We start from the raw sequence: 14,812 nt of genomic DNA, 5'->3' as shown, positions 1-14,812 counted from the left end.
CCCACAGGTCCGTGCCGGGCGGGTCAGGACAGCCCGAGGTCCTGGTCGATGAGGTCGAACAGCTCCTGGTTGCTGGCCACCCGCAGCCGGTCCGCGACCTCGGCGGTCTCCTCCCGGGGCGGCTCGGCGGCACCGAGCCGTTCGAGGAGGTGGTGCAGCCGCAGGGTGATCCGGACCCGGCCGGTGTCGTCCGGGTCGCGCCGGGCCAGGGCGCTTTCCAACTGGTCGAGTTCGGCCAGGGTCGGCAGCGCCTCCACCGACGCCTCGCTGAGCAGTTCGGACCGCAGGTGTTCGGCCAGGGCCAGCGGGGTCGGGTAGTCGAAGACCACCGAGCTGGGCGGGTTGAGTCCGGTCAGCCGGGCCAGCTTCCCGCGCAGCTCCACGGCGGTCAGCGAGTCGAAGCCGAGGTCCCGGAAGGGCCGGGTGCTCTCCACCGCGTACGGGCTGTCGTGGCCGATGACCTCGCCGGCCGCGGTGCGGATCAGGTCGACCAGCACCCGGTTCTGCTCGGCCTGGGTCAGCTCGCCGAGCCGCTTTCGCAGTTCGGTGGCGACCTGGTCGCCGTCGGAGGCGTCGGCCCGGTCGGCGGCGGCCTGGGCGGCCACCTCGGCGAGGTCGCCGATCAGCGGGCGGGGGCGGGCGGAGGCGAAGACGGGCGCGAACCGGTCCCAGTCGACGTCGGCGACGGTGAGGACGGCGTCGTCGCCCTCGATGCCGGCACGCAGGGCGGCCATCGCCGGCTCCCGGTCGAGCAGGGACACCCCGCGCCGGCTCATCGCGGCGGCGTGCGCGTCGGTCACCATGCCGCCACCGGCCCACGGCCCCCAGTTGACGGACAGGACCCGGGCACCCGAGGCGGGCCGGGACTGCGCGAAGGCGTCCAGGAAGGCGTTGCCGGCGGCGTACGCGCCGTGGTCGCCGACGCCCCAGACGGCCGCGATGGACGAGAAGTGCACGACCAGTTCCAGCGGCCCGGGGTCGAGGAGCTCGTCGAGGTGCCGGGCACCGGCGATCTTGCCGGACACCACGTCGGCGAGGTCCGCCCCGCTGACCGCGGCGATCGGGTTGAGCCGGCCCACCCCGGCGGCGTGCACCAGCGCCTGCACGGTCTCGCCGTCGGCGCGCAGGCCGGCCAGGAGGGCCGCGACCGCGTCCCGGTCGGCCAGGTCGCAGGCCAGGACGCGGGCCTGCGCGCCGAGCGCGGCCAGCTCCGCGACCGCCTCGTCGGCGCCGGGGGCGTCGGAGCCGCGCCGGCTGACCAGCAGCAGCCGCTGCGCGCCGTGCCGGGCGAGCCACCCGGCGGCGTACCGGCCGACGGCGCCGGTGCCGCCGGTGACCAGGACGGTGCCGGGCGGCTGCCAGCCGGGGCCGCCCGTCCGCTCGGGGCGCGGCGCGCGGGCGAGCCGCCGCAGGTACGCCCCGGCGGGGCGGACGGCGATCTGGTCCTCGCCTGCGGCGCCGGTCAGCGCCGCGAGGACATCCTCGACGGCGGCGTCGTCCAGGCTGGCCGGCAAATCCAGCAGGCCACCCCACTGCCGGGGGTGTTCCAGCGCGGCGACCAGGCCGAGCCCCCAGGTGGTGGCCTGGGCGGGGTTGGCGACCGGGTCGTCGGCGCCGGTGCCGACGGCCTGCCGGGTGAGCAGCCACAGCGGCGTCGGAGGCAGGGCGTCGGTGACGGCCTGGATCAGGGCGAGGTTCGCGGTCAGGCCGACGGGAACGGCCGGCCGGTCGGGGTGGGGCCGCTCGTCGAGGGCGAGCAGGGAGACGACCCGGGTCGGCGGTACGCCGTCGAGCAGCCCGGCGAGGGCGGCGCGGTCGGCCGTGGCCGGGTCGACGGGGAGCAGCCGGGGGGTGCCGCCGCGGGCGGCGACGAGCGCGGCGAGCCGGTCGGCGACGTCCTGGCCGGCGGCGGTGTGCACCAGCGTCCAGTCGCCGCCGGCGGCCCCGGCGGCGAGCGGCTGGGGCCGCCAGGTGACCCGGTACCGCCAGCCGTCGACCAGGGTGTCCTCCCGCTGCTGGCGACGCCAGGCGGCGAGGTCCGGCAGCAGGTCGCGCAGCGGCCGGTCCGGGTCCACGCCGAGCCGGCCGGCGAGCGTGTCGCCGTCGCCGTCCACCACGGCCCGCCAGAACGCGGAGTCGGTGTCGTCGCCGGCCGGGCCGGGGGCGTCGGCCGGGGCGGCGTGGAGGGTGGGCCAGAACCGTTGGTGCGCGAACGCGTACGTGGGCAGGTCCACCGGGCCGGCGCCGGGCAGCAGCGCCGGCCAGCGCACGGCGGTCCCCTGGCAGTGCAACCGGGAGAGGGCGCCGAGCAGGGTGGACACCTCGTCCTGGCCGGGCCGCTGCACGCCGGTGACGGTGACCGGCGCGTCGGCGGGGAGCGCGTCGGCGGTCAGGGCGGTGAGCACCGTGTCGGGACCGACCTCCAGGAACCGGGTCACCCCGTGGGCGTGCAGGTGGGTGACGGTGTCGGCGAACCGGACAGCCTCGCGGACGTGTCGGACCCAGTAGTCGGGGCTGCACATCTCGTCGGCGTCGACGACCGTGCCGGTCAGGTTCGACACGACGGGCACGGCCGGCGGGGCGTACGTGAGGGTCGCGGCGACGGCCGCGAACTCGGCGAGCATCGGCTCCATCAGCGGGCTGTGGAAGGCGTGGCTGACCCGCAGCCGCTTGGTCCGCACGCCGAGGGCGGTGAAGTGGTCGGCCAGCTCGGTCAGCGCGTCCAGTTCCCCGGCGACGACGACGGCGGCCGGCCCGTTGACGGCGGCCACGGCCACCCGACCGGCGTACCCGGTGAGGGCCTGGGCGACGTCCACCTCGGCCGCCGCGACGGCGAGCATGCCGCCGCCTGCGGGCAGCGCCTGCATGAGCCGTCCCCGGTTGCCGACGAGCGCGCAGGCGTCCGGCAGGGTCAGCACCCCGGCGACGTGCGCGGCGACGATCTCGCCGACGGAGTGGCCGGCCACGAAGTCGGGTCGGATCCCCCAGTGTTCGAGGAGGCGGTACAGCGCCACCTCGACGGCGAACAGCCCGGCCTGGGTGAACACGGTCTGGTCGAGCAGGTCGGCGTCGGCGGTGCCGGGTTGGGCGAACAGCACCGGGCGCAGCGGCCGGGGCAGGTACGCGTCGAGGTGCTGGCACGCCTCGTCCACGGCGCGGGCGAAGACGCCGAACGCGTCGTACAGCCGGCGGCCCATCCCGGCGTGCTGGGCGCCCTGCCCGGAGAACAGCACCGCGAGGGCCCCGCCGGTCTCGGCGACGCCCCGGGTGAGGCCGGGGTGGCCCTGCCCGGCGGCGAGGGCGCGCAGCCCGGCGAGGGCGGCGTCCCGGTCGGCGGCGAGCAACACCGCGCGGTGCCGCAGCGGGGAGCGGCCGGTGGCCAGTCCCCGGGCGACGTCCGCGTCGGGGGTGGGGTGCCCCGGCAGCCAGTCGGCGAGCCGGGCGGCCTGCTCACGCAGGCTGTCCGCGCCGTCGGCGGTGACGACCCAGGGCAGCACCGGCGGCCCGGCGGCGGGCCGGGCGGTGGCGGCGGGCACGGGCGGTTCGGCGGGGGCCTGTTCGAGGATGACGTGCACGTTGGTGCCGCTCACCCCGAACGACGACACGCCGGCCCGGCGGGGCCGGTCCACCTCGGGCCACGGCTGCGGCTCGGTGAGCAGGGCGACCGCGCCGGCGGACCAGTCGACGTGCGGGGAGGGCTCGTCCACGTGCAGCGTGGGCGGCAGCAGGTCGTGCCGCATCGCCATGATCATCTTGATCACGCCGGAGACGCCGGCGGCGGCCTGGGTGTGACCGATGTTCGACTTCACCGAGCCGAGCCACAGCGGCCGGTCCGCCGGCCGGTCCCGCCCGTACGTGGCGAGCAGCGCCTGCGCCTCGATCGGGTCGCCGAGCCGGGTGCCGGTGCCGTGCCCGTCGACGACGTCCACGTCGGCGCCGGCGAGCCGGGCGTTGGCGAGGGCCTGCCGGATGACCCGCTCCTGGGCGGGGCCGTTGGGCGCGGTGAGGCCGTTGCTCGCGCCGTCCTGGTTCATCGCGGAGCCGCGGACCACGGCGAGGATGCGGCGGCCGTCGCGCTGGGCGTCGGAGAGGCGCTGGAGCAGCACCAGGCCGACGCCCTCGCCCCAGCCGGTGCCGTCGGCGGCCCCGGCGAACGACTTGCACCGGCCGTCGAGGGCCAGCCCCCGCTGGCGGGCGAACTCCAGGAACGGGCCGGGGGTGGCCATCACGGTGACGCCGCCGGCGACGGCGAGGTCACACTCGCCCTGCCGCAGCGACTGGCAGGCCAGGTGCAGCGCCACCAGGGAGGACGAGCAGGCGGTGTCGACGCTGACGGCGGGGCCCTGCAACCCGAAGTGGTACGCCAGCCGGCCGCTGATGACGGCGGCGGCGTTGCCGGTGGCTTGGTAGCCCTCGGTCTCGACCCGCGCGGCGAGCAGCAGGGTCGCGTAGTCCTGCCCGTTGGTGCCGACGAACACGCCGGTGCCGGTCTCCCGCAGGTCGGCGGGGGCGGTGCCGGACCGCTCGAACAGCTCCCAGGCGCTCTCCAGCAGCAGCCGCTGCTGCGGGTCCATGACCAGCGCCTCGCGCGGGGAGATGCCGAACAGGGCGGCGTCGAAGCCGGTGGCGTCGGCGAGGAAGCCGCCCTCCCGGACGTACGAGGTGCCGGGCCGGTCCGGGTCGGGGTGGTAGATGGCGTCCAGGTCCCAGCCCCGGTCGGCGGGGAACTCGGCGATGCCGTCGCGGCCCTCGCTGACCAGCCGCCACAGGTCCTCGGGGCTGCCTACCCCACCGGGGAACCGGCAGCTCATCGAGACGACGGCGATCGGCTCGTCGAGGGCGGTGGCGGCCCGCACGGGCGCGACCGCCGGGGCGTCGTCGCCGGTGAGCCGGTCGGCCAGGTGGTCGGCCAGGGCGCCGGGCGTCGGGCGGTCGAACACCAGCGTCGCCGGCAGGGTCTCGCCGACGGCCTCGGCGAGCCGGTTGCGCATCTCGACGGCGCTGAGCGAGTCGAAGCCGATCTCCCGGAACGACCGGTCCGCGGCGAGGGCCTCCGCCGACGGCAGCCGGAGCACCGCCGCGGCGTGCACCCGGACCAGGTCCAGCAGGACCCGGCGGCGGTCCGGCGCGGCGAGCCCGGCGAGGCGGGCGCGCAGCGGCGAGTGGGCGGCCGGGGCGTCGCCGGCCGGGGCGGCGGCGAGCAGCCGCGCCACCTCCGGCACGTCCCCGATCAGCGGCCGGGGGCGGGCCAGCGTGTAGGTGTGCAGGAACCGGTCCCAGGCGATGTCCGCGACGGTGAGCGTGGTCTCGTCGTGGGCGAGCGCGTCGGCCAGCACGGACACCGCGAGGTCGGGGCGCATCGCCCGGACGCCGGAGCGGAACATCTGGTCCGCGGCGCCCTCGGCGTCGACCATGCCGCCGCCGTCCCAGGCGCCCCAGGCGACGGCGGTGCCCGGCCGGCCCCGGCGGCGGCGGTCCTCGGCGAACGCGTCGAGGAACGCGTTGCCGGCGGCGTAGCCGCCCTGGTGCCCGCCGCCCCAGACGCCCGCTCCGGAGGAGAACAGCACGAACGCCGTCAGGTCGTCGCCGAACACCTCGTCGAGGTGCACCGCGCCGGACACCTTGGCCCGCAGGGCGTCCGCCAGCTCCGCCGGGCCGAGGGCCGCGACGGGTCCGGCGTGGGCCACCCCGGCGGTATGGAACACGGCGTCGACGCGGACGCCCTGCGCGGCGAGGTCGACGGCGAGCGCCCGCAGCGCCTCGGCGTCGGCGACGTCGCAGGCGGCGACGGTGACGGTGGTTCCGGCCGCGCCGAGTTCCGCCGCCAGCTCGGCGGCGCCGGGGGTGGCCGGGCCCTGGCGGCCGGTCAGCACCAGCCGGGCGGCGCCCTCCCGGGCCAGCCAGCGGGCCACCTGCGCCCCGATCGAGCCGAGGCCGCCGGTGACCAGGACGGTGCCGCCCCGGGGGCGCCAGCCGTCGGCCGGGGCGCGGTCGGCGCGGGCCCGGACGAGCCGGCGGGCGAACACCCCGGACGGGCGCACCGCGAGCTGGTCCTCGGCGTCGACGCCGGCCAGCACTGCCACGAGCCGGGCCCGGTCCCGCGGGTCCAGCTCCGTGGGCAGGTCCACCAGGCCGCCCCAGCGGTCGGGGTGTTCCAGGGCGACCACCCGGCCGAGGCCCCAGACCGTCGCCTGGCCGGGACGGTCGAGCGGGTCTGCCCGGCCGGTGCAGACGGCTCCGGTGCTGGCGCACCACAGCGGGGCGTCGATTCCGGCGTCGCCGAGGGCCTGGACGAGGGCGACCGTGCCGGCGAGGCCGGCGGGCAGCACGGGCTGCTCCGGGTGCGGGTCGTCGTCGAGCGCGAGCAGGGAGAGCACCCCGCCGACCGGTGCGGCGTCCCCGATGGCCCGCCCGAGCTGGTCGGCCAGCGCCGCCCGGTCCGGGTCGGTCACGGTGACCCGGACGACGTCCGCGCCGCCCTCGGCGAGGGCCGTGTCGGCGGCGGCGACCAGCGGGTGGTCGGCCCGGCCGGCCGGCACCACCAGCAGCCAACGGCCGGACAGGGCCGCGTCGGCGGGGGTGGGCAGCGGCTTCCAGGTCACCCGGTACCGCCAGGAGTCCACCATGGACTCGTCGTGGCGGCGGCGCCGCCAGGAGGAGAGCAGCGGCAGCGCCGGGTCGAGGGACCGGGCGTCCGTCTCGTCGATCCGCATGGCGGCGGCGAGCGCCCGGGGGTCGGCCTGTTCCACGGCCGCCCAGAACTGCCGGTCCGTGTCGTCCCCACCGGCCGGGCCGGTCGGGGTCGCGGCCTGCGGCCAGTACCGCTGCCGCTGGAAGGCGTAGGTGGGCAGCTCCACGGCCGGGCCGGTGCGGGCGCCGAGGATCGCCGCCCAGTCCACGGGCACGCCGTGCACGTACAGCTCGGCGAGGGCGGTGACCAGCGCCGGCCAGCCGGGGGCGGCACCGGTGTCCACCACGACGGCGTCGTGCCCGGCGTCGGCCACGGTGCGCCGCAGACCGGCGCTGAGCACGAGGCTCGGGGCCACCTCCAGGAAGACCTGATGTCCCGCGTCGAGCAGGGCCCGCACGACGCCCTCGTTGTCGGCGTCGGCGCGCAGGCCCCGGTACCAGTCGGCGGCGTCGAGGCCGGCGGTGTCGACCTGTCCCCCGGTGGACGCGGAGTGCAGCGGCACCTCGGCCGCGCGGAGGGTGATCCCGGCCAGCTCGGCCGCCGGGTCGTGCGGCGCGGCGGAGCCGTCGGCGGCCGGGGGCCGGCTGCCGAGGGCGATCACCTTCGCGGCGTCCGCCAGCGACAGCGCCCCGGCCACACAGGCCGCCGCGACCTCGCCCGCGCCGTGTCCGAGCACGGCGGCGGGTCGTACGCCGAGGGAACGCCACAGCCGGGCCAGCGCAACCGTCACGGCCCACCGGGCGGGCTCCGCCACCCCGGGGCGGGTCGGCGACGGGGCGTCGTCGGTGCCACGCAGCACGGCGGTGAGCGACCAGTCGACCCAGGGGGCGAGGGCCGCCTCGCACTCGGCGACGGATTCGGCGAAGACCGGCGACCGGTCCAGCAGATCGGTCACCGCGCCGGCCCACTGCTCCGCATCGCCGGGGAGGACGAGGACGGGGTCGCCGCCGCGCAGCGCCGCGCCGGTGACCGCCGTCGGGGCGTCGTCGCCGAGGCGGAACGCGTCCAGCGTCCGCAGCAGGCCGGCGGTGTCCCGGCCGAGCAGCACGGCGCGGTACGGGAACGCGGCCCGGGTGGTGACCAGGGCGTGCGCGACGTCGGCGGGCTCGATCTCGGGGTGCGCCGCGAGGTGCTCGCGCAGCCGGGCGGCCTGTTCCCGCAGCGCCGGGCCGTCGGCGGCGGACAGCACGAGGAGTACGACGCCGGTACGCGGCGCAACGACCGTCCTGCCCTCGATGACGGGGGCGGGCGGCTGCTCGATGATGACGTGCGCGTTCGTGCCGGAGATCCCGAACGACGACACGGCCGCCCGACGGGGCCGGTTCACCGCGGGCCACGGGGTGGCCTCCGTGGCCAGGGTGACCGCGCCGGCCGTCCAGTCGATGTGCGGGGACGGCTCGTCGACGTGCAACGTCGCCGGCACCACACCGTGCCGCATCGCCATGATCATCTTGATGATGCCGGCCACCCCGGCGGCAGCCTGCGTGTGCCCGATGTTCGACTTCACCGACCCCAGAAGCAGCGGCCGATCCTTAGACCGGTCCTGCCCGTAGGTGGCGAGCAGCGCCTGCGCCTCGATCGGGTCACCCAGCGTGGTGCCCGTGCCGTGCGCCTCGACGGCGTCCACATCGGTCGTCGTCAGGCGGGCGTTGGCCAGCGCCTGCCGAATCACCCGCTGCTGCGACGGACCATTCGGCGCGGTGAGCCCGTTCGACGCACCGTCCTGGTTCACGGCGGTGCCCCTGACGACGGCCAGGATGTTCCGCCCCTCGCGCTGCGCGTCGGACAGCCGCTGCACCAGCAGGACGCCCACACCCTCCGACCAGCCCGTGCCATCGGCGGCAGCGGCGAACGACTTGCACCGGCCGTCCTGCGACAAGCCACGCTGACGCGAGAACTCGATGAACGTACCGGGAGTGGCCATCACCGTCACACCACCAGCCAACGCCAGATCACACTCACCCGACCGCAACGCCTGCACCGCCAGATGCAACGCCACCAACGACGACGAACACGCCGTATCCACCGTCACCGCCGGCCCCTCCAGGCCGAACGTGTACGCCACCCGACCCGACAACACACTGCCCGAGTTACCGGTACCGATGTACCCCTCCACCTCGCCCGGCACGTCCATCAGCACGGAGGCGTAGTCGTGGTACATCACACCCGCGAACACGCCGGTCCGGCTGCCCCGCACCCGCTGCGGGTCCACGCCCGCCGACTCGAACGACTCCCACGACGCCTCCAACAGCAACCGCTGCTGCGGATCCATCGCCAGAGCCTCACGGGGACTGATCCCGAAGAAGCCGGGATCGAACTCGGCCGCCCCGTACAGGAAGCCGCCGTGCCGGGTGTAGGAGCTGCCCGGGCGGTCGGGGTCCGGGTCGAACAGGGTCTCCAGGTCCCAGCCCCGGTCGGCCGGGAACTCCCCGATCCCCTCGCCGCCGCCGGCCAGCAACGCCCAGAGCTGCTCGGGCGTCTCCACCCCGCCCGGGTACCGGCAGGCCATGCCCACGATCGCGATCGGCTCGTCGAGGCCGGTGCCGGTCGTCCGCGCGCCCGACGCGGCGACGGCGCTGCCGGCCCCGGCCAGTTCGTCATGTACGTGGGCGGCCAGCGCCTGCGGGGTCGGGTAGTCGAACACCAGCGTCGAGGGCAGCCGCAGGCCGCTGGCCGCGTTCACCCGGTTGCGCAGGTCCACCGCCGTCAGCGAGTCGAACCCGAGTTCCCGGAACGCCCGGTCGGCCGGCACCGACTCCGCCCCACCATGCCCGAGCACCTGGGCGACGAGACCCCGGATCAGCACGTCGACCTGGGCGCGAGCCTCCTCGGGGGCCAGGCCGGCGATGCGGGTGGCCCAGGTGGCCCCCTGTCCCGCCTGGCGGCGGGTGGTGGTCGCCCCGACCAGGGTGCGCAGCATCGGCGGCACCATGCCGGTGCCGGCCGAGGCCCGCAGGGCGGCCACGTCGATCACGGCCGGCACGAGGGCCGCCCAGTCCCCCGCGACCGCCGCGTCGAACAGCGCCAGGCCGGTCTCGGCGCTCATCGCGGCGAGGCCACCCCTGGTCGTCGACCGGGTCCGCTCGGCCTCGCCGAGGGACGCCGCCATCCCGGGGGTGTCCCACATGCCCCACGCCAGCGACACCGCCGGCAGGCCCGCCTGCCGCCGGTGCACCGCGAGGGCGTCCAGGAACGCGTTGCCCGCCGCGTACGCCGCCTGACCCGGCGAACCCAACACCCCGGCGATCGACGAGAACAACACGAACAGGTCCAGGTCCAGCCCGGCCGTGGCCTCGTGCAGGAACCAGCCCGCCGACACCTTCGGCGCCAACACCCCCGCCAACCGCTCCGCACTGATCCCCGACACCACACCGTCGTCCAACACACCCGCCGTGTGCACCACACCCGCAAGCCGGCCCGCCGAGGCGACCAGCGCGAACACCTGATCCCGGTCCGTCACGTCACACGCCACCACCCGAGCCGACGCGCCCAGCCCGGCCAGCCGCTCCACCAGCTCGGCCGCGCCCGCAGCGTCAGGGCCACGCCGCGACACCAGCACCAACGACCGCACCCCGTGCGCGACCACCAGGTGCTCCGCGACGAGGGCACCCAGCGAGCCGGTGCCGCCGGTCACCAGCACCGTGCCCTCACCCACCACGGGTGACGGGTCCGGCGCGGACGCGCGTACCAGGCGCGGAGCGAGGACCTCGCCGGCCCGGACCGCGACCTGGCCGCCGGTGGCGAGCGGTTCGTCCGCCACCCGGGCGAGCAGGCCCAGCACCGCCGCATCGGCGTCGGCGTCGACATCCGCGAGGACGATCCGGCCCGGGTGTTCCGACTGCGCCGACCGCAGCAGGCCCCACACCGCAGCGCCCGCCAGGTCGGTCACCTCGTCGCCGTCCCGGGCGGCAACCGCGCCCCGGGTCACCACGACCAGCCTCGACTCCGCGAGGGCGTCTGCGGCCAGCCAGGACCGCACGACAGCCAGCACGCCGGACGTGGCCTCGCGCACCGACTCCGGGACCGCCACGCCGGGGACACCGGCGGGCACCGGCAGCACCAACGCCGACGGCACCGCCGCGCCCGCCGCTACCGCGTCCACCACCGCAGCCACATCCGGGTACGAGACCAGCCCACCCCGGGCCGCCACCTCGCCGGCCGGCCCGGCAACGCCTCCGTCGCCGACACTGTGGAGCTGCCCCGCCTGCGCTACCAGCGACCCCCACCCGGCCGCGTCGCCCACACTGTGGAGCTGCCCCGGCTGCGCTACCAGCAGCGCCCACCCGGTCGCGTCGCCGGCGGAGACGGCCTCCTCGGCCTGCCACGCCACCTCGAACAACGACCGGGTGGCCGGGTTCGGGGCGGTCACCCCGGTCATCTCCCGCAACACCAGCGAGTCCACGGACACGACGGCCGCGCCCGACTCGTCGACCGCGACCAGCCGCACGCCGGAGCCCTCGCGGGTCAGCCGCACCCGCAGCACCGACGCCCCCGAGGCGTGCACCTGCACGCCGGTGAACGCGAACGGCACCCGGGGCGCGGTCGACTCCTCGAACAGCAGCGCGATCGGGTGCAGGGCGGCGTCCGACAGCGCCGGGTGCACCCCGAACGCCGCCGCGTCGCCCGCAGCCTGCTCCGGCAACGCCACCTCGGCGAACACCTCGCCACCGGCCGTCCAGAGCCGCCGCAGGCCCTGGAACACCGGCCCGTACGCCAGGCCCCGCTCCGCCACGGTCGGGTACCAGCCGGCGAGGTCCACCTCGGAAGCGCCGGCCGGCGGCCATTCGGCCAGCACCGGCTCGTCGGCCGACACCGGCTCCAGCTCGCCCTCGGCGTGCCGGACCCACTCGGGGTCGGCGTCCTCCTCCGGCTGGGAGTGCACGGTCACCGACCGCAGGCCGGAGGCGTCGGCCGCACCGACGCGCACCTGCACCCGCACCCCACCCGAGGCCGGCAACACCAACGGCGCAGCCACCGTCAGCTCCCGCACCCGCGACGCACCCACCTCGTCACCGGCCCGCACCGCCAACTCCACCAACGCCGTCCCGGGGACGACCACCACACCACCGACCACATGATCGGCCAACCACCCGTGCGTCGACACCGACAACCGACCGGTCAGCACCACCATGTCCTCGCCGGCCACCGACACGGCCGCGCCGAGCAGCGGGTGCCCGGCCGCGCCGAGGCCGGCCCCGGAGACGTCCATCCACCGGCCGGCGGGCTCCAGCCAGTACCGCTGGTGCTGGAAGGCGTACGTCGGCAGGTCGATTCGCTCGCCGCCGCCGGCGAGGAGGCGGGTCCAGTCGACGGCCAGGCCGTGGACGTGGAGCTGGGCGAGGGCCTCCAGGGCGGCCTGCGGCTCGGGCCGGTCGGGCCGGGACACCGCGACCAGCAGGGGCGCGGGCTCGTCGCCGGGCCGGTCGGCGAGGCAGCCCTGCGCCATGGCGGTGAGCACGCCGCCCGGGCCCAGCTCCAGGTAGGTGCCGACCTCCTCGGCGTGCAGACTGTTGACGGCGTCGGCGAAGCGCACGGCGCCCCGGACGTGCCGCACCCAGTACCGGGGGTCGCGGAGCTGCTCCGGCTCGGCGAGCCGGCCGGTCAGGTTGGACACCACCGGGATCGTCGGCGGGTGGTAGGTCAGCGTGTCCGCGACCGCCGCGAACTCCGCCAGCATCGGGTCCATGCGGACGCTGTGGAAGGCGTGGCTGACCCGCAGCCGGCGGGTCGGGGCTCCCCGGTCGGACCACACCCGCTGGAGTTCGTCGAGGGCGTCGACGTCCCCGGCGACCACGACGGCGGTGGGGCCGTTCACGGCGGCGATGTCGAGGCGGTCGGCCAGCCCGGCCAGGCTCGCGGCGACCGTGGCCTCGTCGGCGCCCACCGCGAGCATGCCGCCCCCGGCGGGCAGCGCCTGCATGAGCCGACCCCGCGCCGCAACCAGGGCGCACGCGTCGGCCAGGGAGAACACCCCGGCGACGTGCGCGGCGGCGATCTCCCCGATGGAGTGCCCGGCGACGAAGTCCGGGGCGAGGCCGAACGACTCGACGAGGCGGAACAGGGCCACCTCGACGGCGAACAGGCCGGCCTGGGTGAACACGGTCTGGTCCAGCAGCTCCGCCTCGGGCGTGCCCGGTGAGGCGAACATGACCTCCCGCAGCGGGCGCGGCAGCAGCGGGTCCAGGTGCCCGCACGCCTCGTCCAGGGCGGCGGCGAACACCGGGAACGCGGCGGCCAGCTCGCGACCCATGCCGGGACGCTGGGCGCCCTGGCCGGAGAAGAGGAACGCCACCCGGCCGCGCGGGGACGCCGACCCGGTGGTGACGGTGCCGTCCGGCTCCCCGTCGGCGAGGGCGCGCAGCCCGGCGATCAGGTCGTCGGGGCCCTCGGCCAGGACGACGGCCCGGTGTTCGAGGCCGGAGCGGCTGATCGAGGAGACGGCGACGTCCACCGGTCGGGGGGCGACGCCTCGGCCCCGGGCTGCGGGGGTGACGGCGACGCCGGATGCGGGGGTGACGGCGGACGCGGGGGTGACGGCTGCGCCGGCGACGCCGTCGTCGGCGGCGAGGTGGTCGGCCCACCGGGCGGCCTGCCCGGCGAGCGCCTCGGCGGTGCGGGCGGAGAGCAGCACCGGGGCCAGCGGCAGCGCCACCGGCCGGCCGGCCGGGGCGGCGTCGGCGGGCGGGGGGTCGTCGACCGGGGCCTGCTCCAGGATGACGTGGGCGTTCGTACCGCTGATGCCGAAGGACGACACGGCGGCCCGGCGCGGCCGGTCGGACGCCGGCCACGGGCGGGCCTCGGTCAGCAGCGAGACCTGGCCGGCGGTCCAGTCGATGTGCGGGGACGGCTCGTCGACGTGCAGGGTGCGCGGCATCGAGCCGTGCCGGATCGCCTCGATCATCTTGATCAGGCCGGCGGCGCCCGCCGCCGCCTGGGTGTGGCCGAGGTTCGACTTGATCGAGCCGAGCCACAGCGGCCCGCCCTCGCCCCGGTCCTGCCCGTACGTGGCGAGCAGCGCCTGCGCCTCGATCGGGTCGCCGAGGGTGGTGCCGGTGCCGTGGGCCTCGACCACGTCCACGTCCGCCGGGGAGAGCCGGGCGTTGGCCAGGGCCTGCCGGATCACCCGCTCCTGGGAGGGGCCGTTGGGGGCGGTGAGGCCGCTGCTGGCGCCGTCCTGGTTCACGGCGCTGCCGCGCACGACGGCGAGGATCCGGCGGCCGTCGCGGCGGGCGTCGGAGAGCCGCTGGAGCAGCAGCACGCCGACGCCCTCGGACCAGCCGGTGCCGTCGGCGGACGCGGCGAACGACTTGCACCGCCCGTCCGAGGCGAGGCCGCGCTGCCGGGAGAAGTCGGCGAAGGTGCCCGGGGTGGACATCACGGTCACGCCGCCGGCCAGCGCGAAGTCGCAGTCGCGCTGGCGCAGCGCCTGCACGGCGAGGTGCACCGCCACCAGCGACGACGAGCACGCGGTGTCGACGGTGACCGCCGGCCCCTCCCACCCGAAGGTGTACGCCACCCGGCCGGACACGACGCTGCCGGAGTTGCCGGTGCCGATGTACCCCTCGACGCCGTCGGGCAGGTCCAGCACCCGGGACGCGTAGTCGTGGTACATCACCCCGGCGAAGACGCCGGTGCGGCTGCCGCGCAGCCGCTGCGGGTCGAGGTCGGCGTGCTCGATCGCCTCCCACGAGGTCTCCAGCAGCAGCCTCTGGTGCGGGTCCATGGCCAGCGCCTCGCGGGGGCTGATGCCGAAGAAGCCCGGGTCGAACTGCGCCGCGTCGTAGAGGAACCCGCCCTGGCTGGTGTACGAGGTGCCCGGGTTGTCCGGGTCGACGTGGAACAGCCGCTCCAGGTCCCAGCCCCGGTCGGTGGGGAACTCGCCGACCCCGTCGCCGCCGGAGTCGACCAGGTCCCACAGCTCCGCCGGGCTGGACACCCCGCCCGGGAACCGGCACGCCATCCCGATGACGGCCATCGGCTCGCGGTCCTTGGCCTCCACCTCACGCACCCGCCGACGGGCGTCGCGCAGGTCGGCGGTCGCGCGCCGGAGGTAGTCGAGGAACTCAGCCTCAGTGGGCATCGGGCCACTCCGTATCGGGAATCGGGGTGCGGAACATGCCG

General features: G+C 76.8%; 1 protein-coding gene. It reads right to left on the bottom strand.

The genetic code is table 11. From position 1 onward, the window contains the following. Positions 1-23: 23 nt before the first annotated feature. Positions 24-14,771: a type I polyketide synthase gene (locus tag ACQPZO_RS09780; RefSeq protein ID WP_433348984.1), complete on the bottom strand. Its 14,748-nt coding sequence runs from the start codon at positions 14,769-14,771 to the stop codon at positions 24-26. Positions 14,772-14,812: the final 41 nt, after the last annotated feature.

It is taken from the genome of Micromonospora sp. CA-111912 (assembly GCF_050948415.1).
Taxonomy (GTDB): domain Bacteria; phylum Actinomycetota; class Actinomycetes; order Mycobacteriales; family Micromonosporaceae; genus Micromonospora.
This window is presented reverse-complemented; position numbering and strand designations above follow the sequence as displayed.